20 protein-coding genes are annotated in these 25031 nt (G+C 47.1%); 14 read left to right on the top strand and 6 right to left on the bottom strand.

Annotated elements, in window-relative coordinates; translation table 11 throughout:
- Positions 1–21: 21 nt before the first annotated feature.
- A complete protein-coding gene (locus ACQCVH_RS14485) occupies positions 22–330 on the bottom strand; it encodes a hypothetical protein (RefSeq protein WP_426836359.1) in 309 nt (102 codons plus the stop codon).
- A 269-nt stretch (positions 331–599) separates the two neighbouring features.
- On the opposite strand from ACQCVH_RS14485, the gene ACQCVH_RS14480 reads away from it, so the two are divergent.
- The 8 genes from ACQCVH_RS14480 to ACQCVH_RS14445 all read left to right on the top strand — a co-directional run bounded on the left by ACQCVH_RS14480 (position 600) and on the right by ACQCVH_RS14445 (position 13853).
- Positions 600–1619, top strand: a complete 1020-nt coding sequence (locus tag ACQCVH_RS14480) for an NADP-dependent oxidoreductase (RefSeq protein ID WP_426836358.1) — start codon at positions 600–602, stop codon at positions 1617–1619.
- A 283-nt stretch (positions 1620–1902) separates the two neighbouring features.
- Positions 1903–3432, top strand: a complete 1530-nt coding sequence (locus tag ACQCVH_RS14475) for a response regulator transcription factor (RefSeq protein WP_426836357.1) — start codon at positions 1903–1905, stop codon at positions 3430–3432.
- Between the two features lie 13 nt (positions 3433–3445).
- Positions 3446–5191 carry a cache domain-containing sensor histidine kinase gene (locus tag ACQCVH_RS14470; RefSeq protein WP_426836356.1) on the top strand — a complete coding sequence of 582 codons (1746 nt, stop codon included), beginning with the start codon at positions 3446–3448 and terminating at the stop codon, positions 5189–5191.
- 168 nt (positions 5192–5359) lie between these two features.
- Positions 5360–6649, top strand: coding sequence for an ABC transporter substrate-binding protein (locus ACQCVH_RS14465; protein ID WP_426836355.1), 1290 nt, complete (start codon positions 5360–5362; stop codon positions 6647–6649).
- Positions 6650–6777: 128 nt separating this feature from the next.
- Complete coding sequence (locus ACQCVH_RS14460) at positions 6778–7728, top strand: carbohydrate ABC transporter permease (RefSeq protein ID WP_224905650.1); 951 nt, start codon at positions 6778–6780, stop codon at positions 7726–7728.
- Positions 7721–8545, top strand: a complete 825-nt coding sequence (locus tag ACQCVH_RS14455) for a carbohydrate ABC transporter permease (RefSeq protein WP_426836354.1) — start codon at positions 7721–7723, stop codon at positions 8543–8545. The genes ACQCVH_RS14460 and ACQCVH_RS14455 overlap by 8 nt, the downstream gene beginning before the upstream one ends.
- 28 nt (positions 8546–8573) lie before the next feature.
- Positions 8574–11612 carry a beta-galactosidase, LacZ type gene (lacZ, locus tag ACQCVH_RS14450; protein ID WP_426836353.1) on the top strand — a complete coding sequence of 1013 codons (3039 nt, stop codon included), beginning with the start codon at positions 8574–8576 and terminating at the stop codon, positions 11610–11612.
- Between the two features lie 24 nt (positions 11613–11636).
- Entirely contained in the window at positions 11637–13853 is a 2217-nt protein-coding gene (locus ACQCVH_RS14445; protein ID WP_426836352.1) for an alpha-galactosidase, read from the top strand.
- Positions 13854–13891: 38 nt separating this feature from the next.
- On the opposite strand, the gene ACQCVH_RS14440 is transcribed toward ACQCVH_RS14445, so the two are convergent.
- The 3 genes from ACQCVH_RS14440 to ACQCVH_RS14430 all read right to left on the bottom strand — a co-directional run bounded on the left by ACQCVH_RS14440 (position 13892) and on the right by ACQCVH_RS14430 (position 15674).
- Entirely contained in the window at positions 13892–14380 is a 489-nt protein-coding gene (locus ACQCVH_RS14440) for a DUF2798 domain-containing protein (protein WP_426836351.1), read from the bottom strand.
- Positions 14381–14607: 227 nt separating this feature from the next.
- Positions 14608–14937: a hypothetical protein gene (locus tag ACQCVH_RS14435; protein ID WP_426836350.1), complete on the bottom strand. Its 330-nt coding sequence runs from the start codon at positions 14935–14937 to the stop codon at positions 14608–14610.
- A 32-nt stretch (positions 14938–14969) separates the two neighbouring features.
- The gene (locus tag ACQCVH_RS14430) at positions 14970–15674 is read right to left on the bottom strand and encodes a FadR/GntR family transcriptional regulator (protein WP_426836349.1); all 705 of its coding nucleotides are present in this window, start codon (positions 15672–15674) and stop codon (positions 14970–14972) included.
- A gap of 185 nt (positions 15675–15859) precedes the next feature.
- Between ACQCVH_RS14430 and ACQCVH_RS14425 the strand changes: the two genes are divergently transcribed.
- Complete coding sequence (locus ACQCVH_RS14425; protein ID WP_426836348.1) at positions 15860–17233, top strand: FAD-binding oxidoreductase; 1374 nt, start codon at positions 15860–15862, stop codon at positions 17231–17233.
- Positions 17234–17254: 21 nt separating this feature from the next.
- Complete coding sequence (locus ACQCVH_RS14420) at positions 17255–18238, top strand: bile acid:sodium symporter family protein (RefSeq protein WP_426836347.1); 984 nt, start codon at positions 17255–17257, stop codon at positions 18236–18238.
- Between the two features lie 134 nt (positions 18239–18372).
- Here the strand turns inward: ACQCVH_RS14420 and htpX are convergent, their stop codons facing one another.
- On the bottom strand, positions 18373–19251 hold the full coding sequence (htpX, locus tag ACQCVH_RS14415) for a protease HtpX (RefSeq protein ID WP_094768018.1): 879 nt from the start codon (positions 19249–19251) through the stop codon (positions 18373–18375).
- 249 nt (positions 19252–19500) lie between these two features.
- Here htpX and ACQCVH_RS14410 point away from each other — a divergent pair, with 249 nt between their 5' ends.
- The 4 genes from ACQCVH_RS14410 to ACQCVH_RS14395 all read left to right on the top strand — a co-directional run bounded on the left by ACQCVH_RS14410 (position 19501) and on the right by ACQCVH_RS14395 (position 23877).
- On the top strand, positions 19501–20241 hold the full coding sequence (locus ACQCVH_RS14410; protein WP_426836346.1) for a DUF1836 domain-containing protein: 741 nt from the start codon (positions 19501–19503) through the stop codon (positions 20239–20241).
- 178 nt (positions 20242–20419) lie between these two features.
- The gene (locus ACQCVH_RS14405) at positions 20420–21877 is read left to right on the top strand and encodes an MDR family MFS transporter (protein WP_426836471.1); all 1458 of its coding nucleotides are present in this window, start codon (positions 20420–20422) and stop codon (positions 21875–21877) included.
- 175 nt (positions 21878–22052) lie between these two features.
- Complete coding sequence (locus tag ACQCVH_RS14400; RefSeq protein ID WP_426836345.1) at positions 22053–22574, top strand: sigma-70 family RNA polymerase sigma factor; 522 nt, start codon at positions 22053–22055, stop codon at positions 22572–22574.
- A complete protein-coding gene (locus ACQCVH_RS14395) occupies positions 22567–23877 on the top strand; it encodes a DUF4179 domain-containing protein (RefSeq protein ID WP_426836344.1) in 1311 nt (436 codons plus the stop codon). Before ACQCVH_RS14400 ends, ACQCVH_RS14395 begins: the two co-directional genes overlap by 8 nt.
- A 40-nt stretch (positions 23878–23917) precedes the next feature.
- Here the strand turns inward: ACQCVH_RS14395 and ACQCVH_RS14390 are convergent, their stop codons facing one another.
- Positions 23918–24976, bottom strand: a complete 1059-nt coding sequence (locus ACQCVH_RS14390) for a sulfite oxidase (protein WP_426836343.1) — start codon at positions 24974–24976, stop codon at positions 23918–23920.
- Between the last annotated feature and the right edge of the window lie 55 nt (positions 24977–25031).

Raw genomic sequence — 25031 nt, 5'->3', positions numbered from 1 at the left:
AAAAGGCATGATCTCAACCGATCATGCCTTCTCCTTCTGTTTCCATTTATAGTAGTTATAGCAGAACTGGCCAATAAAAGCGAAGATCAGCAGGGCGGAAAGGGACAGCATATAGATAGTTTCAATATCCGTGAAAAAGAACATCAGGGTCAGGAGGAGAATGAGGAAAGGCAGCTCCCATAAGGTACGAATCACTTTTCTTCTATGGCTCAATTCATAATAAGACAGAATAAATCCCTTGTCCTTCTTTTTTCCGTTCCTCGTAATATAGGACATAAAAGCGGAAAGAACTAACACAATGCAAAGGTTAACAATAAGTAAGGTCGGCATAGGGGTTCCCCTCTTTCCTGATTATCAGCAGAATGGAAAAATGATGATTACATTTTTTCCCTTATGATTATATACGAACGAGCAGGCAATAGGTTTCACCGTGCCTGGCACCCTCCGTGGACAAAAGGCCGGAAACTGTCTTTTTGCGGTGCCTGGCACGGCGTGAGTGCTGGGTATTTCGTCGGGATGTGCGGAAGTTGGCCCTTCAAGATTGAATCACCATTCATCAATATGGTAAAGTGCAATTATCATTTAAGAGGAGGATGACCATGCTACCGAATACTCAGCAGCAAATTCAGCTTGCTTCACGTCCGAAAGGGACACCTGTGAAGGATGATTTCCGTTTTGCCGATGTTAAGGTCGAGGAGCCGAAGGAAGGAGAGGTTTTGCTTGAGACGATTTATCTGTCTGTGGATCCTTATATGCGCGGGCGGATGTCTGATGCAAAATCATATGTAGAGCCATTCAAGCTCGATGAGGCACTCCACGGCGGAGGGGTGGCTAAGGTAGTAAAGTCCAAGTCGGATGCTTTTAATGAAGGTGATTATATTGTCGGAATGCTGCCATGGCAGGAATATTCCGTTGCCTCAGAAAAGGCTGTCCGCAAAATTGATCCCCAGGTTGCCCCAATCTCAACTCACCTTGGGATACTGGGAATGCCAGGACTGACTGCCTATTTTGGGCTTCTTGACATTGGCCAGCCGAAGGAAAATGAAACAGTCGTTGTTTCAGGTGCGGCAGGAGCAGTAGGATCCGCAGTGGGCCAGATTGCTAAGATCAAGGGAGCACGTGTAGTCGGAATTGCAGGATCTGATGAGAAAATTTCTTATCTGAAAAATGAGCTTGGATTTGATGAAGCCATCAACTACAAGACAGCAGGCGATATCCAAAATGCTTTGGAAAAGGCCTGTCCGGACGGCATTGATGTTTATTTTGAAAATGTCGGCGGAGAAATTGGCGATGCAGCCATCAGCCTTCTGAACAAATTTGCAAGGGTGCCGGTATGCGGTGCTATCTCGGCTTATAACAAGCAGGGAGAAGACACAGGTCCGCGCGTCCAGGGCCAGCTGATCAAAACGAGCGCGCTCATGAAAGGCTTCACAGTCGGAGATTACGCCAGCCGCTATAAAGAAGCAGCTGCTGACCTCGGCAAATGGGTCAGCGAAGGAAAGCTCAAATACGAAGAAACGGTAACAGAAGGATTTGAGAATATCCTTGATGCCTTCCTTGGTCTTTTTGAAGGAAAGAATATGGGCAAGCAGCTGGTGAAGGTTGCGGAAGATAAGTAAAGCAGAACGAAGGGAAGCGCTGGTCCAGAGTGGACCGGCGCTTTTTTTACCATAAAATGTACTATTTGTTGAATCCACTGATTTTTATGTAGAAAAAAGCAAAAATTTTGTAGAATAATTCAGTTTTTATGTAGAAAAATTGAAAAATTAGGTAGAATCATAATCATCGTAGATAATCTGTCACTAATTTACATCGAAAATTACCTGCATTTAAATATGAAAACGTTTCCGAGAATAATTTATAATAGAGAAAAACACAAATTCCTGCATGGAGGGGTCAATTATGCCAAAGGAAGAGCTGTGCAGAGTGCTTATCGTAGATGACGAGGTTTTGATAAGGCAGGGAATCAAGCATTATATGGATTATGAGCAAGCTGGCTTCAAGATTGCGGGTGAGGCTTCCAATGGCCAGGAGGCACTGGACATGATTGAGGCAGTAGGACCGCATATTGTTCTGACAGATATTGTAATGCCGATCATGGATGGAGAGGAACTGACAAGGATAGTGACTAAGCGCTATCCTGATATAAAAATCATCGTTTTGAGCAGCTATGGGGAATTCGACTATGTTAGAACGGCGTTCCAGAACGGGGCGGTTGACTATATATTAAAACCAAAGCTTGATGCGGAAGGACTCTTGAAGGTACTTCAGACAGCCGCCAGCAAAATTCCCTCCCTTATGCAAACGGAAGGAGCCGGCAGCCATTCAATAGAATCAGTAATAGAAAAGCTGGCTGCCGGCTATGATGTGGCTCTAGACCGCTCTGCTATAGAACAAAGTTTTCCTTTCGGCGATTATTACCTGCTGGGAATAGAGGCTAAGCGTACAGCAAAGACTGCAGCAGAGCTTGCGGATCAAGTCAAAGCAGTCATTCTTCAAAGGGCGGACAAAACGGCTGCTGTGCCGTTTTTTACAGTTGAAAGTATTACAGGGATTTTGATTAACACAGAAGAGAAGGAGGCCCAGATTCTCCTTGCAATCGAGGCAGCTGCTGTTTCTGAAAATGCAGCTGCCTTTGCGCTCAGCGGTCCATTCAGGGAGTTTTCTGAGCTTGGTGCTGTGTGGAAGAGCAGTATCCTGAAACTGCTTCCCTATTATTTTTATTTTCCTGATAAAGGGCTTTTGAGGGAAAAAGAGCTGCCTGCCGGTGATTCTGGCAGGAAGGATTTCAGCCTGGAATGGTTTACAGAGGAATTCAAAAGCAGAAGCTCTCATTCTGCGCTGGCCTATTTAAGTGAATATGCTGCTTCCCTGGCAAAAGACAGTTCTCTCGAACCATTTGAGTTTAAAGCATTCTTGGGGAATAGCATTTTTAATCTTACGGTCATCCTTGGAAATATGGATGTTGAAGCAGAAGCGATCCAAAAGAAGAAATATGAATACTTCAAAGCTATCGAAGATGCAGGGACTGCAAAGGAGGCGCTCGAAGTCCTGTCGCGCTTTATTGAAGAAATGAGTGTATCCCTGGTTCCTGCTGACAACCAAAACGGCATTACTATAAAAAAAATTATTGAATACATGAAAGAACACTATGCAGAGCCTATTACCCTTACTGAAGCTGCCAGGCACTTTCATTTCAATCCTTCCTATTTATCCAGCTACTTCTCAGCCCATAACGAGGGAAGCTTTATTGAGCAGCTGAACAAAATAAGGATAGAGGAGGCCTCTAAGCTCCTGCTGAAGGGGGAGGCAACCATATCAGAAATCAGCGGGCTGGTCGGTTTCTCTGATCACAGTTATTTTTGCCGGGTGTTCAAGAAAAGGACGGGGCTGTCGCCAAGCCAATATAAACGAAAATACTTTACGAGATAAGAGATGAGAGTTTATGAGACTTAACGGACTTTTTATGAAGCAGTTCCTTTTCACAGTGTTCATTATCATTTCGGTATCCGCTGTACTGACTGTGACAGTGGTCAGGATGTCTGAACAGTTCTTTATCGATAGATTCAGCATCACTAATTCAAAGGTAATGAATCAGGTGAAGGACAGCTTTGAATCTTTTCATTATTCTATTGTTAATACTTCAAATGAAGTTCTTCAAAATGGGGCGGTCAAAAGGATACTGAGTGACCGGGAAACGGAATATGAACAGATGATTTCCTATTTTAATATGTATCAGCAGATGAACCGGATTACATCGTATCTGGATGCGTATGAGGTAGGCATTGTGGTAACGGGCAAGAATGGAATGGATTATGCGACCGACCGGCCCTACTGGCCCATAACCGACGAGGAGCTGAGAAGGAGTGCCATCCGGAAAAATACGCTCCGGAATCCAAAGAGGCTGATGTATCAGTATGATTTCAGGCCGGGCAAGGAAATTGAATTGGATGACAGGAATTTTATCGTAGCATCAAGGGCAATCAGGGAGCCGATTTCAGGAAGGGACTTTGGGGAGCTCTATTTTGCCATCCAGGAGAAAGAATTCAGGAAGTTTTATGCCAGCTATACAAGCCCGGGGAATCATGTGTTTGTCACAAATAAATCGGGGGTTATTTTCTCCAGCAGCAGATCGGATCTGATTGGCCGGACATCAGCTGACCTCCGCCGCTATACAGAGGAATTGGAAGGAACTGAGCCATATAAAGTAGGGGATTTTATGGGGAAGGATCACATTATCCTAATGGAATATCTTCCTTCCTTTGACTTATACCTGTTCAATATTATTGATAAGGAAGTGGCGTTCGGAGATTTGGTTGATAAAAGCGATATTGCCCAGATTGTTATTTTAATTGTAATCGTCATATTATTTATAGTATTTTTTGCTTCCCGGAGGCTGACAAATTCTCTTTCAACCCTGGCAAGTCAGATTTCAGGAGCGGCCAAGCATGATTTTGTCCAGTATGTGACTGTGGGAGGGACCTATGAAACAAAGAAAATCGCCCATGCCTTTAACAGTATGCTGGACGAGCTTCATGATTATGTCGAGGAACTGATGCAGACGCAAAAGGAAAAGCGCAACGCCGAGCTGGCAGCCCTTCAGCAGCAGATCAACCCGCACTTTTTATATAATACGCTCACGTCAATCCGCTTTATGGTTCAGCAGGGAGGCAGGCAGGAGGCGGAAAACACCATTATGGCGCTTATATCGCTGCTTCAAAACACAATCGGCTCTCCAAGTGAAACCGTGACGGTCAAGAGGGAGCTTGAAAATCTTAAAAATTATGCTTTTATTAATCAAAAGCGTTATGGAGACCGGATCAAAACCAATTATTTTGTTTCACCTGACTGTCTTGAGGAGCTTATTCCCAATCTAATCCTTCAGCCTTTTATGGAGAATGCTTTTTTTCACGCGTTCAATCGGAAGGCCGGAGGCTATATCAATGTACTGATCTGGAAGGAAAACGGCAGCCTGATTTGCGAGGTGGTGGATAATGGTGACGGAATGGAGGTTGAGGAAGATAAGCAGATGCCTGCGAAAAGCAAGCAGCAGCTCTTCACCGGCATCGGCGTAAGAAATGTACATGAACGGCTGCAGCTCATATATGGGGACGATGCGGGAGTATCCATCTCCAGTAAAGCGGGAGACGGGACAACCATTCGGCTCACAATACCGCTCCCAAGAGCTTGAAATCGTCCGAATTTCTAAAAATAGTCCAAGGACAAGTTAATGAAAACGCATTCATGAGACAAAGATATTACAAATGTTAAGAAAAATCCTCCTAATACTCCCTTCCTGTAAGATGCTAGGATAAAGACAGAAAGATAACGCTTACAAAATATAGATGGAGGGGAATCAATGAAAAAGCTGCTGGCCTTTTTATTAATCGCAGTATTGATGCTGTCTGCCTGTTCTTCAGGGTCAGATACTGAAGATGCTTCAGGAGAATCGAAAGATACAAATGAAATAACAGTTTGGGCATGGGATCCAAACTTCAACATCAAAGCACTGGAACTGGCAAAAGAAGCTTATCAGAAAGAGGACTCTGAGCTAGACGTGAAGATTGTTGAAAATGCACAGGCGGACATCATTCAAAAGCTTAACACAAGCCTGAGCTCAGGGACGACAAAGGGACTGCCGAACATCGTCCTGATCGAGGACTATCGTGCTCAAAGCTTCCTGCAGGCATATCCTGATATGTTCTACGAACTGACAGATTCATTCAATGCAGATGACTTCGCGCAATACAAGATTGCGCCGACAAGCCTTGATGGCAAGAATTATGGACTTCCATTTGATACAGGTGTAACAGGTCTCTACTTCAGAACTGATTATCTGGAGCAGGCGGGTTATACACCTGATGATATTCAAGACATTGACTGGAACAAATATATTGAAATCGGCAAAAAAGTGAAAGAAGCTACAGGCAAGCATATGCTGACTCAGGACCCGAAAGATCTTGGCCTGATCCGCACCATGATCCAGTCCAGCGGCTCATGGTATCTGAAAGAAGATGGAAAAACGCCTGATCTGGCAGACAACGAAGCATTGAAGGAAGCTTTCAAGACATACAAAGCTATCCTGGATGCAGACCTTGTTAAGCCGGTTTCAGACTGGAGCCAGTTTGTGGCAGGCTTCAACAGCGGAGATGTTGCAACAGTTCCTTCAGGCAACTGGATCACAGCTTCCATCAAAGCAGAAGCTGACCAGTCCGGCAAATGGACAGTCGCAGCGCAGCCGAAGCAGTCAGACGTTTCAGGCTCAGTAAATGCCTCAAATCTCGGGGGCAGCTCATGGTACGTTCTGAATATCCCTGGTAAAGAGAAAGCAGCAGAATTCCTGGCAAAGACCTTTGGATCCAATGCTGATTTTTATCAGACTCTGAATACGGAAATCGGGGCAATTGGCACTTACAAACCGGCAGCAGAGGGAGAGGCGTATACATCCGGTGACGACTTCTTCGGCGGCCAGAAGGTCATTTCTGACTTCGCACAGTGGACAGAACAGATCCCTCAAGTAAACTACGGATTACACACATATGCGATTGAAGATATTCTGGCAGTTGAAATGCAGAACTATCTAAAGGGCAAAGATTTGGATAAGGCGCTTGAAGACGCACAGGCACAGGCAGAAGCGCAGATTCAATAAATAAAATAAATAAGAATTAAGCCTCGGGAATTCGCCGGCTACTCCTTTCGGTTTAATGGAGCTAACTGATTATCAGGCGGATGAACGGGGCTTTTTCCTACTCAAAACAAGGTTGGGAGCTGATGAATATGATGCCGGCAAAAGCCAGCCAGACAGTGACAGCAGAAAAGCCGGGGCATGGTCCTGGCACAGCAAGACCAAACAGAAGGCTTAAAATAAAGAATGGTGCAGTTGGATGGTCGTTTATCATCATTGCAGCCGGATTAATTTGCTTATTTTATTTTTATCCAATGGCACAGGCATTGCTTCTTTCGTTTCAGTCAGGGACAGGCGCAAACCTTCAATTCACCGGGATCGATAATTATACCCGGCTCCTGAAGGACCCAACTTTCCTGACAACGCTTAAAAATACAGTTATCTTCTTGATTGTCCAGGTGCCAGTGATGATTATCCTGGCTTTATTCCTTTCTGTATTGCTTAACAACAAAACACTTAAATGGAAGGGTCTGTTCAGGACAGCGATCTTTTTGCCGTGCGTGACGTCGCTGGTAGCGTACTCGGTCATTTTTAAGTATCTTTTCAGCCAGGATGGAATCATCAATATTATGCTGATGAAGCTGGCGCTCATTTCTGAGCCGATTTCCTGGCTCACTGACCCGTTCTGGGCAAAAGTGACGATCATTGTGGCAATCACTTGGCGGTGGACGGGATATAATATGATTTTTTATTTATCGGCTCTTCAAAATGTGGATCAGTCAATCTACGAAGCAGCCAAAATGGACGGCGCCTCTTCTTTCCAGCAGTTCTTCAGAATAACGGTGCCCATGCTGAAGCCGATCATTCTCTTTACATCTATTACATCAACAATCGGTACACTGCAGCTCTTTGACGAAGTCATGAATATCACTGCGGGCGGACCGGCAAATGCAACGATGACAATCTCTCAATATATCTATAATCTTTCCTTTAAGTACACACCAGACTTTGGCTATGCTGCAACGGTTTCATATGCCATTGTCATCTTGATTGTCATTTTCTCCATCATTCAGTTTAAAGTGGCAGGTGACAGGAATGAGTAAATCGAATCGTATAATAGGCTACACCGTACTGGTGGCGGCTTCTATCATTTCCATATTCCCATTTCTATGGATGATCGTCAGTTCAACAAACAGGTCAGCAGATGTAACGAAAGGCAGGCTGCTTCCAGGCAGCCACTTTATGGATAATGTGACGAACCTCCTGAATACGGTTGATCTGGTGCCGGCTTTAATGAATTCAGCGAAAATCTCGATTTCTACGACGCTGCTGGCGCTTCTGATTGCTTCTCTTGCAGGCTATGGCTTTGAAATTTACCGAAGCCGGGCGAAGGATATCGTGTTCAATATTCTTCTCTTATCTATGATGATTCCGTTTGCTGCTTTAATGGTACCTTTATTCCGCATGTTCGGAACCATTTCGCAGACTATGCCAATGATCGGGATCGACACCCTGACGGCAGCTGTCCTGCCTACGATTACAACCGCTTTTCTGATTTTCTTCTTCAGGCAGAGCACAAAGATGTTCCCGCGCGATATTCTTGAAGCCGGGCGGATTGATGGACTTACTGAGCTGGGCATCTTTTTCCGCATTTATGTGCCAACCATGAAAACGACTTATGCTGCAGCTGCAATCATTACCTTTATGGCAAGCTGGAACAGCTATCTTTGGCCGCTGGTTGTCCTTCAGTCACCGGAAAACCAGACGATTCCGCTATTGATATCCAATCTGGGCTCCAGCTATTCACCTGACTACGGTGTGATCATGACAGCCATCGTCATTGCTACCCTCCCGTCTGCACTGATTTTCTTCATTATGCAGAAGCACTTCGTGGCAGGGATGATGGGATCGGTTAAATAAATTTTTTATAAAAAGGAAGTGCAGGAAAATGTCTTCAACTCCATCTTTAAATTGGCTATCGGATGTCAGTGTGTTTGCAGTGAACCGCCTCCCCGCACACTCAGATCATAAATACTATAAAACACTGGAAGAAGCCAGGGCGGGTGCTTCCATGAGCATGCGCCACAGCTTGAATGGCAGCTGGAAATTTAATTATTCGGTCAACCCCGCTATGAGGCCTTCCGAGTTTTACAAACAGGACTTTTCTTGTGATGGCTGGGATTATATCAGCGTACCTGGCCATATCCAGCTTCAGGGCTATGGCAAGCCCCAGTATGCAAATACAATGTATCCATGGGACGGGCTGGCTGACATCCGCCCGCCTGAGATTCCGCAGGACGTTAATCCTGTCGGGAGCTATGTAAAAGAATTCACGGTGCCTGGCACCATGGAGGGCAAGCCCCTTTATATTTCATTCCAGGGAGTGGAGTCCGCATTCTATGTATGGCTGAACGGAGAATTCGTAGGCTACAGTGAGGACAGCTTCACTCCGGCCGAGTTTGAACTGACTCCTTTTCTGAAGGAGGGCAGCAACAAACTCGCTGTTGAAGTGTTCCAGCGCAGCACAGGAAGCTGGCTGGAGGACCAGGATTTCTGGCGTTTTTCCGGCATCTTCCGGGATGTGTATCTGTACACCGTACCTGGCACTCACATCTATGACCTTGATGTCAGGACAGAGCTTGATGACCACTTCACCAGCGGGACGCTGAAGGGAAGGCTTGAACTGCTGAAGGGCTCTGATGTGCCGTCACGGATTGCAGCAGATTTATATGACGACCTTGGAAACCGGGTTTCCTCGGGCGAGGCAGTTGAAAGCGGCGGGAGCTGGGAATTCACGCTCGGTCTTGACTCTCCTGCATTATGGAGTGCCGAGCAGCCTAACCTGTATAAGCTTTATCTAACGGTTTATAGAGAAAACGGAAGTATAGAAGAGGTTGTTCCGGAAAGAGTAGGATTCCGAAGGTTTGAAATGAAAGATAAAATCATGACACTGAACGGCAAGCGGATTGTCTTTAAAGGCGTCAACCGGCATGAGTTCAATTGCCGGACGGGGAGGGCAATCACCAGGGAAGATATGCTCTGGGATATAAAGACGCTCAAGCAGCATAACATCAACGCTGTCCGCACCTCGCATTATCCGAACCAGAGCCTGTGGTATGAGCTTTGTGATGAATACGGGATTTATGTTATTGATGAAATGAATCTGGAGACTCATGGATCATGGCAGAAGATGGGCAAAGTAGAGCCTTCCTGGAATATTCCGGGCAATCTGCCGGAATGGGAGGATATTGTCATGGACCGCGCCATTTCCATGTATGAGCGCGATAAAAATCACCCATCCATTCTGATCTGGTCCTGCGGCAATGAATCATATGCCGGCGATGTGATACTGAATGTCTCAAAGTATTTCAAGGAAAAAGACCCTGGCAGGCTCGTTCATTATGAAGGGGTATTTTATGACCGGAACTACAGCGAAACGAGCGACATGGAAAGCCGAATGTATGCCAAGCCGGCCGATATTGAAAAATACTTGAGCGAAAATCCCGAAAAGCCATACATCAGCTGTGAATATATGCATGCGATGGGCAACTCGCTTGGAGGCATGTACAAATATACGGATTTGGAAAATAAATATCCAATGTACCAGGGCGGCTTTATCTGGGATTATATTGACCAGTCACTGGTGAAAAAAGACCGCTTCGGCAAAGAATTCCTTGCCTATGGCGGGGACTTCGGCGACAGGCCGACAGATTACGGCTTCTGCACGAACGGCATTGTTTATGCCAACCGGGAGCTGTCCCCAAAAATGCAGGAAGTGAAATTCCTGTATCAGGACTTCAAGCTGGAAGTAGAATGGGCAGGTGCCAGGATTAAGAATGAAAGCTTATTTACTAATCTGGAACGCTATAACCTTCAGTATACACTGCAGCATGAGGGTAAAGAGATTTTCAAAGGATTTTCGTCCTTGTCTGTAAATCCAGGTGAAGAAGGGTATGCAGTCTTCGAATGGCCTGAAGCAATTAGAGATAAGGCTGGTGAGTACTGCATTACAGCTTCGCTTATCCTTAGAGAGCCGGAGCAATGGGCAGAACAAGGGCATGAAGCTGCATTTGGCCAGTATATTTTCGAGGTGGAAGCTGGGCAAAAAGCAGCTGAAGCAGCCTGCGGCAAACTTAAGCTGATTCAGGGAGACGTAAATATCGGCGTCCATGGAAGCGATTTTTCCATCTTATTCTCTAAGCAGGCTGGAACGCTTGTCTCGATGAAAAATGCAGGAAAAGAAATGATCTCCTATCCGGTATTCCCTTTATTTTGGAGAGCGACGACTGACAATGACAGAGGATTTGCCCAAGGGTTCACATCAGGGGCTTGGTATGCGGCCAGCCTTGCAAGGCAGTGTACAGCGGTTGAAGTAAAGGAAGAAGAAAGCTATTGCGAAATTGCGTTCAGCTATCATTTCTCCATCAGCGAAAAAATGAGCGTAAAGGTTCATTACACAGTACGTGAGGATGGTTCCATACATGTAAGATCAGTATACAATGGTGCAGAAAATCTTCCGCAAATGCCAATTTTCGCCCTCTCCTTCAAGGTGCCGGCTGAATATGAAAGGCTTGACTGGTATGCCCTTGGGCCGGAGGAGAATTATGATGACCGCAATCGGGGAGCCAGGCTTGGAAGATTCCAGAACACAGTAAAGGATAATTTCTCCGGCTATGTGATGCCGCAGGAGTCCGGAAACCGGACCGGTGTACGCACAGTAGACATAACCAGCCAGACCGGTTCAGGCCTCAGGATCTCTGCAGCAGGGGAGCCGGTTGAGTGTACAGTTTCCCCATACACGGCATTTGAATTGGAGAATGCAAACCATCACTATGAACTGCCTGATATCCATTACACAGTGGTGACAGTTGCCGGCCGCCAGATGGGTGTGGGCGGCGATGACAGCTGGGGGGCTCCTGTCCACAGCGAACATATAATCCAGCCGGAAAAAGACATGGTATTCGAGTTTGTCATTGAGCGGGTATAAGAATTTTTTGAAGCAGGTGATCCTATGCTAATACATGCAAACAGAGAGACAAGACAGTTCCATCTCACAAATGGGCAGGTCAGCTATATTTTTCATGTCATGAAAAACGGCCAGCTTGGCCATCTTTATTACGGAAAGGCACTCCGCCACCGGGAGGATTTTTCCCATTTACAGATTTATGATGTACCGACCGCAGCAAGCTGCCACCCTTATGCGGATGATCCTGCCTTTTCCCTTGAAACATTGCGCCAGGAATATCCAGTCTATGGCAGCTCGGATTTCAGGGAGCCTGCCATTGTGGTTAAAAGAAATGGATTCAATCATATTCCTGACTTTCGCTTTGAACGGTATCTGGTACTAGAAGGGAAGCCCCTGCTTAAGGGGCTTCCGGCCACCTACACGGAGGAGAATGGGGAAGCGGCCACACTCCAGATTTTTTTAAGGGATGAAAAGCTTCAGGCTGAGCTTGTGCTGAATTACACCATTTTCAAGAATCATCCTGCGATCACAAGAAGCGTCCGCCTTAAAAATGAAGGAGAAGAGCCTCTTGAAATAGACCGTTTGATGAGTGCGTCCATTGATTTACCTGATAGTAACTTTCGCTTTCTTCATCTGGCAGGTACCTGGTCAAGGGAGCGGCATGTGAAGGAAAGAAAGCTCCAGGCAGGAATCCAGTCCATTTCAAGCATAAGAGGGGCAAGCTCTCACCATCATAACCCGTTTGCAGCATTGGCGAGACCTGATGCGACCGAGCATAGCGGCGAGGTCTATGGCTTAAACTTTGTTTACAGCAGCAATTTCATCATCCAGGCTGAGGTAGACCATTATGAAGCAGCAAGGCTGACAGCTGGCATCCATCCTTTCGGGTTTCACTGGTCTCTGGGGGAAAAGGAGTCATTCCAGAGCCCGGAAGCAGTGATGATATACTCTGACAGCGGGCTGAACGGGATGAGCCAGGCCTTCCATAATTTATACCGGAAACATCTGATTCCTGCGCAATGGCGCAAAAAGGAAAGGCCGATTCTGATTAATAACTGGGAGGCCACCTACTTTGATTTTAACGAAGAACAGCTGGTGAATATCGCAAAATCGGCTGCAGAGCTGGGAATCGAGCTGTTTGTCCTGGATGATGGCTGGTTTGGCAAGCGCAATGATGACACAACCTCGCTTGGCGACTGGGAAACAGACGAAAGCAAGCTCCCGAATGGATTGGAGAAGCTGGCAGAAAAAATAAAGGAAACCGGAATGAAATTCGGCCTTTGGTTCGAGCCGGAGATGATCAGTCCGAAAAGCAGGCTGTATGAAAAGCATCCTGACTGGGCGGTGGGTCAAACCCTGGGGAGGAACCAGCTGGTCCTGGACTTCTCACGGGAAGAAATCGTCGAGTATTTATATGAGAAAATGTCAGGCATCATTAAAACGACAGGATTGTCCTACATTAAATGGGACATGAACCGGAATATCACGGAAGCCTTTTCAGCAAATCTTCCGGCCGGGCAGCAGGGGGAATTCTTCCACCGTTATATACTTGGGGTGTACCGCTTGTATGAAAAGCTGACAGCAGAATTTCCGCAGGTATTATTTGAATCGTGTGCAGGCGGGGGCGGCAGGTTCGATCCCGGAATGCTGTATTATGCCCCGCAGGCGTGGGCAAGCGATGATACAGATGCAGTCGAAAGATTGAAGATCCAATATGGGACCTCTTTTGCCTATCCTCTGTATAGCATCGGGTCACATGTATCAGCCGTGCCGAACCACCAGACTTTAAGAGAGACTCCGCTGCCTACCCGGGCCAATACAGCCTATTTTGGAACATTCGGTTATGAATTGAATCCCCTTAGTCTATCAGATGAAGAGCGCAGCCGGATTTCAGAGCAGGTTTCTTTTTATAAACAGCATCGAAGCCTGATAAGGGACGGGCATTTCTACAGATTATTGAGTCCTTTTGAAGGCAACGAAACAGCCTGGCTGACAGTAAATGAGGACAAAAAGGAGGCGCTTGTCGGCTGGTATAAAGTGCTGGCAATGGCGAATCCGCCGAAACAGCAAATGCTGAAGCTTTCAGGACTGGATCCTTCTATTAAGTATCAGGTATCAGGAAGCAGCAGAAGCTATTACGGGGATGAGCTGATGCAATCAGGGCTGCAGCTGCCCGCTGAGTTCAACGGTGTCAATGGAAAGGCTGCCGAGCGCGGCGGAGATTTCCAATCATATGTATTCCATTTAAAAGCAGTGGATTAAAAAGGAGGGCGGGAGAACCGCCCTTTTTTCTAGTGCAATTAAACTGCTGATCCAGCCATCTCTTTGCCTTTAACAAATCTCCCGAATAGAAAGCGGACAAGCGGACCCATAATGAGAAGCTGCAGGGGCAGGGCGAAGATAAAGTTTTTAAAAGCGATTGATCCGTAGCTTTGCATCCATGATCCCCCAGTAAGGTGTCCGGTGAAATAGGCTGTGATGAGTCCATACAAAGACATGAGGAGAACCATTCCCGCTACCATGCATAACGACATAGAAACAATGCTAATAAATTTATTCGATTTGTCATAAGGCAGCTTAGAAGCCATCCTTCCGGCCGCAGGGCCTACGATAAATATTTCCAGTACGATTGCAACAGCAAAGCCGGTAATATACTGAAAGATTAATGAAAGAATTGGTATTTCACCGATCATTCCATTGATTACGAGATTATAAGTAGTCATAGCGACCACCATTCCCAGGCACATCATCAGCCCGAACTGCAGGCTTTCTTTTTTCGTTGTCGGCACGTTCATCATCCCTTCTTTTGACACCCAGTTATTATAGGGAGAGAAGGACCCCCCTCGTAAGTGAACATTTTGTGAACTATTTTATAGGCCATTCATAAATGATTTATCCCGAAAGAAAGGTACTCCCGTTCCTATCAGAAAAGTCATCAGGCAATTTTCCATCCAGCCTTTAGAACCGAAGATTGCAGCTGCCCCAAGTGTTTAAGGCTCTTTAATCAAACGTTTGATTAAGAAGAAAACTGTACATTTTTCCTCTTTTTTAAAAAGAACAGAAACCACCAAACTGCCAAATATAAATATCCCGTTAATGAAAATAGAGTCCAGCCCGCACCTTGCTGAAGCTGGCTGAGGAAGTGTTCCAGCTCATTTATTGAAGTATCTCTTTCGATGCTTGATATCATGCTGACAACCGGTAAGCTCAGGGCAGAGAGAATTAAAATGACTGATGGAATCATCAGCTGTTTTTTAATAATAGAATAGACCGCCGCAGCCATTGTGATGAACAGAATAGAATAATAGATTGCCCAGAACCAGCCGGGCATAGTCTCCCAATACATAATGATCCTCCTGATTTCAGCCTATAATATGCTCACTGTATTTGCTGCCTCTCGATCAACCCTAAAGAAAGCTCCCTCCGGATCTGGGAGATGTGCTTTTCCATGGAGAGCCTTGCATCTTGGACGTGGCCTAATGCGATGGCCAGAAAGATTTCTTTGTGCTCTTCAATGGTATCCTGTCTTCTCGATGGATCAAGGAGCCTTTCCTTCCTGGTGGCACGGATGGTGTCATTCATATGTCCGCTTACCGTTTCAAACAGTTTGGCAAAGATAGAATTGCGGGCGGCATTGACAATGGCGAAATGAAAGTCGACATCCGCCTTAATCCCCAGCTCTGCATCATCGGTGCTCTCCATCAGGAGAAGGGCCTGTCTGATCGGCTCCAAATCCAGAGAGCCTGCCCTCTGTGCTGCAAGCCCGGCACACTCCACCTCTAAAGCACGCCTCAGTTCCAGCATTTCATACACAAGCTTAGTTTTTTCATTTTCAATGGTAAAAGAGACGCTCTCTGGCCGGGCTTCCGTACTGGCTTTCAAATAGCTCCCGCTGCCTTGCCTGATTTCGAGCAGCCCTTGTGCTTCGAGCTGCCTTAAGGCTTCTCTGACAGATGTGCGGCTCGCCTTAAAGCGGGCTGCCAGCTCCCGTTCAGTCGGAAGCCTGTCCCCGGGCTGGAAGGCACCGGAAAAAAGTATATGCTGGAGGTGGTCTATTATAGTTTCATAGGCCTTTTTTTTCATATTATCCACTCCCTAAAAATGACAGGTAAAGCGATTTCATCATACAGAATATCCAGGGAAAGCTCAACACTTTGAAAGAAGTTATTGATTTTTTCAGACAATTTAGTAAAATGGACAAAAAGGTTGGACCAATCTGGAAATTTAACTAATTGGTAGAAACCATTATTCAGCAGGGAGAGAGATGCATGAGTACAGTCAGCACGGAAGTGATCGGGGAACTGCAGAGTGTGTTAAAAGAAGGGCAGGTATCTGTCAATCAAACAGAAAGGGAGCAGCGCAGCCGGGATGAATCCTATCATAAGGAAAGCCTGCCGGATGTGGTGGTCTTTCCGGAATCGGCGGAGGATGTCAAAAATATTATCATGGCGGCCAGGCGTCATAAAATGCCGGTTGTCCCATTTGGGCGCGGGACCAGCCTGGAAGGGCATGTGATTCCCTATGACGGCGGGATAACTGTCGATTTTTCAAAAATGGATAAAGTGCTTGAGGTTAGGGAGAAGGACTTTCTTGTGAGAGTGCAGCCGGGCGTTACCCGGTCCCAGCTGAACAAAGTGCTGAAGAAATATGGTTTGTTTTTCCCGGTTGATCCTGGGGCAGATGCCACTTTAGGCGGGATGGCTGCGACCAATGCGAGCGGGACAACCTCGGTCAGGTATGGAGTGATGCGGGATCAGGTTCGTGATCTTGAAGTGGTGACAGCTGACGGGACCATTATACATACAGGCAATCTGGCGGCAAAATCATCCTCCGGCTATCATTTGAATGGACTGTTTGTCGGGTCTGAAGGGACGCTGGGCTGCTTTACTGAATTGACCTTGAAGGTGTACGGAATACCTGAAGCCATTCTGGCGGCAAGGGCTTCTTTTCCGACCATCACTTCTGCGGTCGAAGCAATTGTCGGCATCCTGCAGGCAGGAATTCCTATAGCAAGGGGAGAGCTTGTTGATGAGGCTTCGATGAAGCAGGTCAATTTATTCAGCGGGACCGGGTATGCTGAAAAGCCGACACTGTTTCTGGAGTTTCATGGAAACGAGGCAGGGCTGAAGCAGGATGTTGAGTTCATGAAGGCAATCGCCGAGGATTGCCAGGCAGAACAAATCGATTTTGAAACTGACAATGCTTCCAGGACACAGCTCTGGGAGGCGCGCCATAATCTCGCTTATGCATATATTCACGGGTATCCAGGAAAGAAGATGATGGTAACAGATGTGTGCCTGCCTATCTCAGAACTGGCCGGAGCTGTGGAACACAGCAAGGTCCATCTCGATGCACTGGGATTGGCCGGGGGCATAGTCGGACATGTCGGGGACGGGAATTTCCATGTGCTGCTGATGATCAATATGGATGATCCGGTGGAGGTGCAGCAGGCAGAGGAGTTCAATGAAAGGATAGTCATGTATGCATTGGAGCGCGGCGGAACCTGTACAGGAGAGCATGGGGTCGGGGTTGGAAAGCAGAAGTATCAGGAGAGGGAGCATGGCGCGGCTTACGAGGTAATGAAAAAAATCAAGCAGGCAATTGATCCTGAAGGCCTCCTGAATCCCAATAAACTTGTCTAAAAAGAAAGCGGGGGAAAATTGATGAAGGTTCTTGAAACAATCAGTACAATTGCCGGCAAATATTTTGCCGTATGGGTCATCTGCATGGCGGTGATTGCATATCTGCTGCCTGATCCGTTCCTTGTGTTCGGCAGCTATATCACCATCCTGCTTGGCGTTGTTATGTTTGGAATGGGGCTGACCTTGAAAGGGACCGACTTTAACCTTATTTTTAAAAATCCGGTGCCTGTTATTATCGGTGTCTGTGCCCAGTTCATCATCATGCCGCTTGGGGCATTCGCAATTGCTTACCTTTTGAATCTGCCTGCGGAGCTTGCCGCCGGCCTGGTCCTCCTGGGATCCGTACCAGGGGGAACGGCTTCCAATGTGATGGTTTACTTGGCAAAAGGGAATCTGCCGCTTTCCATTGCGATGACTTCGTTCTCAACGCTCCTGGCCCCGCTGGCGACTCCCTTTATCCTGCTTCTTCTCGCAGGCCAGTGGATGCCGGTGGATGCAAAAGCCATGATCCTATCGATTGTTCAGGTCATCATTGTTCCGATCGTTCTTGGCCTGCTCATCCGCCGTTTTATGCCGCAGGCAGTAGAAAAAGGGATTACGGTCATTCCGCTTATTTCCGTTATTGCCATCATCATTATTGTGGCAGCAGTGGTGGCAGGAAATGTAGCCAATATAGCATCGGCAGGGCTGCTAACCTTTGCAGCTGTGGCACTTCATAATGGATTGGGGCTGTTATTGGGCTATTTGGCCGCTTCAGCCTTAAGACTGGATGAAAGTACGAGGAGAGCCATCAGCATTGAGGTCGGCATGCAGAACTCAGGTCTTGGTGTGGCGCTTGCTACCGCACACTTTGGCCCTCTCGCTGCACTGCCGAGCGTAGCTGGTGCTGTGTGGCATAATATATCCGGACCGATACTGGCCACTTATTGGTCAAAAAAACCTGCTTCCGAAAGGACGGAGGAAGAATTCCCGATTGGTGCAGGGGATGCCAAAACGAATGTTTAGTGAAAAGAGGAATCTAGGAAAAGCGCTGCTGCGGCAGTGCTTTTCTTTTTCCAGGGGAAAAGGAAGAAAGCAAAAATGCCGGCCCGCTAAATCCGCCGGGGGAAGGCGGCCTTTAACGGGCCAGCATAGTGGTATTAGCTGTTCAAACGTCTGATTCTCTCATCCAGGTCAGGGTGGGTGGAGAATAAAGAGCGTTTGCCTTTATTATTGATTTTCAAGGTTGATATCGCTGTCTGCTCTTCGCCTTTCATGCGGGCGGAGTAAGCTTTCAGCATCTGCAGGGCATGAGTCATTTTATCCCTGCCGGCAAGGTCTGCGCCTCCCCGGTCTGCGTGGTATTCACGATGCCTTGAGTAGGCGAACACGACCAGGCTTCCAAGAATCGAGAATGCGATCTGGAAGATGATTACGGCGATGAAGTGAACAATCGGTGCCATCTCTTCCCTTACAAATCTTGATGCCACCCAGGCAGCGATACGTGCCAGGAATACAACAAAAGTGTTCACTACACCCTGAAGAAGGGTCATGGTCACCATGTCGCCATTGGCAATATGGGCAACCTCGTGGGCAATGACGCCTTCAATGGCATCGTCATCCATTTCCTGAAGCAGGCCAGTCGATACAGCAACCAATGAACGTTTTTTGGAAGGCCCGGTCGCAAATGCATTAACCTCAGGAGAATGATAAATTCCGACCTCCGGCATATGTGTGAGTCCCGCTGCCCTTGAGAGGCGGTGGACTTTTTCAACAATCTGCCTTTCAGAAGGAGATAAAGACCCTTCAGGCTTCAGCACCTGAACATTCATCATCCGCTTTGCCATCCAGCGTGACATTGCCAGGGAGATGAAGGATCCGGAGAAACCAATGACAGCACTGAATATCAGAAGGGAAGCAAAATCAATCCCGCCCTGTGCATTGATATAATTTCCGCCGCCGATCAGAGAAAAAATAATCGAGATGGTCAACAGAACCAGCACATTGGTCAATAAAAAATAAAATATCCTTTTACCCAATTCTTCTCATCCTTTTTATATATAAATTTTAAGGTCATTTGAACTTGTAACTTGACCTTATTTTAAATGATTATTCACAAATAAGCAAGTATAAAACATCCTCTCCAATAACTCCGTGCCTGACACCGCAAAAAGACAAATACGCCATTTTTGTCCACGGATGGTGCCAGGCACGCGGAAGCACCGTTGACGGTGTCAGGGGAAAGATTTAGGATAGGGTTACAAAGTATCGGGCGGGAGTTGAGTAGCGTGGAGTTGTTTCAGTTGTCGAGGGCCAGGATGGCGGAGCTTTTGTTTGCCCTCAGAGGGGAAGGGGAGAAGAACCCGAAGGCCGTTTTGCAGGAAGCATGGAAGTCGGGCCACCTGACCAATATATATGGAAAGAAGCTGGAGATTTTCATAGAGACAGACATGCCGGCGATATTCGAGAAGATCATGAGGCAGAATTCGCCGGTTCCGGGCTTCAGTGTCAATGAGATTGTCTCGCTCGGAAATCAGATCGAGTATACGAATCTTTCGTCCACAGCAGTGCAGAACTGGGTTAAAAGAGAAATGCGCGAGCTGGTTGGAACGCCCCAGGCCGGGAAAAAGTATACCATTGACCAGACGGCGATCCTGTTTATTGTGGAGGATCTTAAGTCGGCGCTGGATTTTGGCTCAATCCGCAAAATCCTGACGCTTCTTTTTAATAATCCGGAAGATAGGACAGATGATGTTATTGATCCGATCAACTTCTACGCTGGATATGCCGGCATTTTTGAAAAAGTGCATCCGCAGAAGCTGGCTGAAGGCACTGCCCATTTCCAAGTGGAGCAGGAAATCCGGAGGGAATCGGAGGCCGCGTTGGAAGGATTCACAGATTTGACCGGATCCCAAAAAGAGCTTGTCTCCAATGTGCTGACAACCGCTGTCCTCACTGTGCTGTCAGCCTACTATAAAACACTGACAAGGAAATATGTGAGTGCGACCCTGTTTCTTAACGGAGAATAGGGTACCGCAGTGTGTTTCTGTAAGAGTTTGTCGAACGGGCGGCATTGATGTTTGAAAGGATAATAATTAAAATTGAATAGATATCTTTTCTATCCTATTTCAGTTTTAATGGAGGTTTAACGTGGCAGAACAAAAGAATGTAAATCTTGTAGTGGCCGGGCTTTTGCTGGGCATCCTGATGGCAGCGATGGACAACACGATTGTTGCCACAGCGATGGGGACCATTGTGGCAGACCTGGGCGGATTCGAACAGTTTGTCTGGGCCACCTCAGCCTATATGGTCACCGTCATGGCGGGCATGCCGATTTTCGGGAAGCTGTCCGATATGTACGGCCGCAAGCGCTTTTTTATTTTTGGACTGGCTGTATTTCTGATCGGCTCGGCCCTTTGCGGACTTGCACAGTCAATGGTCCAGCTCAGCGTATACCGGGCTATCCAGGGGGTAGGCGGAGGAGCCCTTATGCCGATAGCTTTTACGATTGTATTTGATATTTTCCCGCCTGAAAAACGGGGGAAAATGACCGGCCTTCTCGGGGCTGTGTTCGGGACAGCCAGTGTCCTGGGCCCGCTGCTCGGAGCATTCATTACCGACTGGATCAGCTGGCATTGGGTTTTCTACATAAATGTACCGATCGGGATCGTTTCCGTATTCCTGATCATCAAGTACTATCATGAATCCAATGACTATCAAAGGCAGAAAATTGATTGGGCCGGTGCTTTCACCCTGGTGGCTGCAGTGGTCAGCCTTATGTTCGGCCTTGAGCTCGGCGGAAAGGAATTTGCCTGGGACTCCTTCCAGATCATCGGACTGTTCGCGGGCTTTGTACTCTTTTTCATTGTATTCCTGTGGGTGGAAACGCGGGCGGATGAACCGATCATTTCCTTCTGGATGTTCAAGCGCCGCCTTTTTGCAACTTCCCAGATCCTTGCATTCCTTTACGGCGGCACATTTGTCGTCCTGGCTGTGTACATCCCGATTTTTGTCCAGGCCGTGTACGGCGGGTCAGCTAAAAACGCCGGGCTGATCCTGACGCCGATGATGCTTGGTTCTGTGGCAGGAAGCGCCATCGGAGGGATCTTCCAGACAAAAACCAGCTATCGGTATCTGATGGTCATCTCGGTCATTTCCTTTTTTGCCGGCATGCTTCTGCTTGGGAATATGACACCGGATACAGCCAGATGGGCTTTGACTCTGTTTATGATCCTCACCGGATTTGGAGTAGGGTTTTCATTTTCGCTGCTTCCGACAGCGTCCATTCACAATCTGGATCCGAGGTACCGCGGTTCAGCCAACTCAACGAACTCATTTTTGCGTTCGCTTGGCATGACACTCGGCATTACCATCTTCGGTATCATTCAGCAAAATGTGTTTGCTGATAAACTGCAGAATGCTTTTAAAGGCATGCAGGGCGGCGGGGCGATGCCGATGGGCGACCCGCAGCAGCTGTTCGAACCGGCGGAGCGGGCGAAAATCCCGGCTCCGGTTCTTGATAAAATCATTGCAGGGATGTCAGACAGCATCACCATCATATTTATGCTGGCCCTCATCCCGATCGGCATTGCAGCAGTGACCATTCTCTTTATGGGGAAAGAACGTGTGGAAATCAATAAGAAAATAGAAAAGCCGCAGGAGTAGCGGCAGTTGGCCGGCAGGGGAAATCCTGCCGGTTGTTTGTGGTGGTACAAGGCTTTAAAGGCTTGCCGCTGAAAAATATTAAATATTAGTGGGCGCATGACTTGAATAATTGCTCTATTTTGAAACGTTTCCCATCCCCCAGCACTCTAACAAGCAGAAAGAAAGGAGGGGCAGCGTGGATATAAAAAAAGTGAAGCAGGCGAAAAAGGGAAATAAGAAGGCCTTCCAGGATTTATTGGAGGCAGAGAAAGAGAAGCTGTATAAGATGGCTTACTTGTATATGAAAAATGAGGCGGATGCCCTGGAGGCCTTCCAGGAGACGGTATATAAAGCCCTCGTATCGATTCAGCAATTAAGGGAAGAACAGTATTTTTCAACTTGGCTGGCGCGGATCCTGATTAATACATGTAAGGACCTGCTGAAAAAGAAAAGCAGGGTCATCCCAATGGAAAGAGAAGCGCTGGAAGGAAAAACATCTCCCTATATGCCGGAAGATGGCGGTTCTGAATTGCTGGAATTGATAAAGGGCTTGGATGAGAAGTATAAGACTGTTTTGATGCTCCGGTATTATCGCGATTATTCAGTGAGGCAGATTGCAGAATTGCTGGAATGTCCGGAAGGCACTGTTAAAACAAATATCCATCGCGGGATCGGGCTGCTGCGGGAGAAGATGAAGGAGGAGTGTGTCAATGAATAGCGAATTTCCTCAATTCAAGGAAGAAATAGACAAAATAGCTGTGCCGAAAGATAAGTTGGATAACATAATAAGCAAAGCTGTAATGGAAACCAAGCCGAAAAAAACATTAAGGCGCAAAGCATTATACACCATCAGTGCTGCTGCAGCAGGTTTTGCCCTATTTATTGGATCGGCTATGTACTCTCCTGCCATTGCAAAAATCGCTTCCGAAATCCCGGTGGTGGGCACCTTTTTCAGCGGTTCGGGAGATGAAGGGCTGGAAATTGCCGATGCAAAAGGTCTTACCCAAGTGGTCGGCAAATCGGCAACAGATAAAGGCATCACTTTAACCATAAATGAAGTCTTTTATGATGGAACCAGGCTGGCCTTTGGGTTCACACATGAGTCGCTTTTGGCGATCGGAGAAATGGAGCGGCCGGCTATTTATGTGGATGGCAAGGAAATCAACTTTAGCTCAGGCTCGTCAGGAAAGTTTGTTACACCGGCAAAATACCAGGGGATTCTGGATATTAATCCGACCGAAGAGCTTCCGGAGGAGTTCACCATGAAGTTCAGGGTGGATGCAGTCGGTCTGATGCCGGGGAAGTGGGAATTTGAATTCCCGGTCAAACAGTCCGGCGAAGTGACGGTTATCCGGCCTAAAGAAACCAAAAACATTCAAGGGATGGAAGTGAATGTGAATTCAGTTAAGATCGGCCCTGCTGGTACGGATCTTTCTGTCAGTCTGACAGCTGATTTGGAACAAACAAAGCTGGATCCTTATACAGATTTGCACTTCAATATTGTGGATAATCAGGGGTTGGCGCTCAGGCAGATGTCGGGAAGCGGGCATGGCAATACTGTGGACGGAAAGGAGGAGGCAACGCTTAGTATGTTATACTCTCCGGTAAAAGAGGGGACTAAATCCTTGAGCATCATCCCCTATACGCTGCCGGCCCAGCATAGCGCTCCTGAAGAAGTAATAATTCCTCTTAATGAAGGCGGTCTTCCAGCTATACTTGAGCAGAGAGGGGGAGACAAAATAACGGTAACAGACATAGAGCGTACAAAGAAAAGTACCACCTTATTTTTCAGGGTGGACAGTAAATTTGCCTATGATGACCAGCTGACGAGAAATCCTACCATTCTTGAGACGGCTGATGGAGAAAACCTCACAATTGAGAAGGAACCGTTTGCTGAAAGGGTGGAAGGAAACCTATATAAACAAGTATTTAAGGCAGCTGGGAGTAAGGAACTGATTTTCAAAGCCTTTGTCATGCCTGAGCCGGAAATGTTTGAAGCTTTTACTGTAGAACTGCCATGATAATAGCCAGGCACCTTTTCATCGGTGCCTGGCTATTAGTTCACTCCACCTTAACACTCACCATATCAATCGCATGATACCCATACCCCTTCCTATTCCAAAATGGGGAAGCCGGCTGTACACGGCCATGTGTATCATACGCTCTGGACATAAGAGTGTATTCTCCTTTGCCGGCCTCCCACTCGTACGCCCAGGGCTGCCACTCATACCCGCTGGCTGGCTGGCTTTCAAGCCTTGCCTCCTTCCAGTTTTCACCTCCATCGGTGCTAATCTCCACTTTTTCGATTTTCCCTTTACCAGTCCATGCAATGCCTTTGACAGGATGGCTTCCGGTTTGAAGAATCTGCCCGTCCAATGGATGGCGGATGGAACTGTTGACATGGAGCCTCGTTACTGGTGCTGCTCCTTCATCCTTTTCTTTATGAGGATAATAGACATAATCAATAGTCTGGAAAGGTCCTGTAAACGGAGCATCTGCAACGGTTATGCTTTTGAGCCACTTGACCGAAGCCATCGCATACCACTGGGGAACGATAAGCCTTAATGGAAAGCCGTGCTTGAAGGGAAGCGGCTTTCCGTTATATTCGTAGGCAACCAGTGTATCCGGATGAAGGGCTTTTTCCAGCGGAAGGCTTCTTGTAAAGGAATAAACCTCGTTAAGATCGGTTCTTTCTCCAAAGTCATAGCCCTCAAAGATGACTTCTGCCGCTCCATTCTGGATGCCCGCCCCCTCGAGGAGGGAGGCAAGCGGAACACCCTTCCAGCTTCCCTGGCTGACCGCGCCTTTTTCCCATTGCTCACCGAAGGTTTTGGGTTCAAAAAGGCTCCTCTTGTTCCCGGCGCATTCCAAAATGGCGGTCACGGTTCTCGATGGGAGATTCATTAATTCGGTCAGGGAATAGAGCCGGGGTGAAGAAACCAATCCATTGACAGGCAGCCAATAGGCAGATGCTGAAAGCGAAGGATAGGCAAAATGATTTCTCCGGTAAAAAAGCGAATTGCCGACTCTCCTGCCTGAAATGAACTCAATGGGCGATTCCTGATTCTCAGGCTGCAGGCTATGGGTGGTCAAATAGGGCCTTACAAAAAGTTTTTGCATAATACGGCCTCCTGAATCGGTAAATATCCATTTATATGATAGAAACAGGATGATC

It is taken from the genome of Bacillus infantis (genome assembly GCF_050107595.1).
GTDB lineage: Bacteria > Bacillota > Bacilli > Bacillales > Cytobacillaceae > Bacillus_AB > Bacillus_AB infantis_C.
This window is presented reverse-complemented; position numbering and strand designations above follow the sequence as displayed.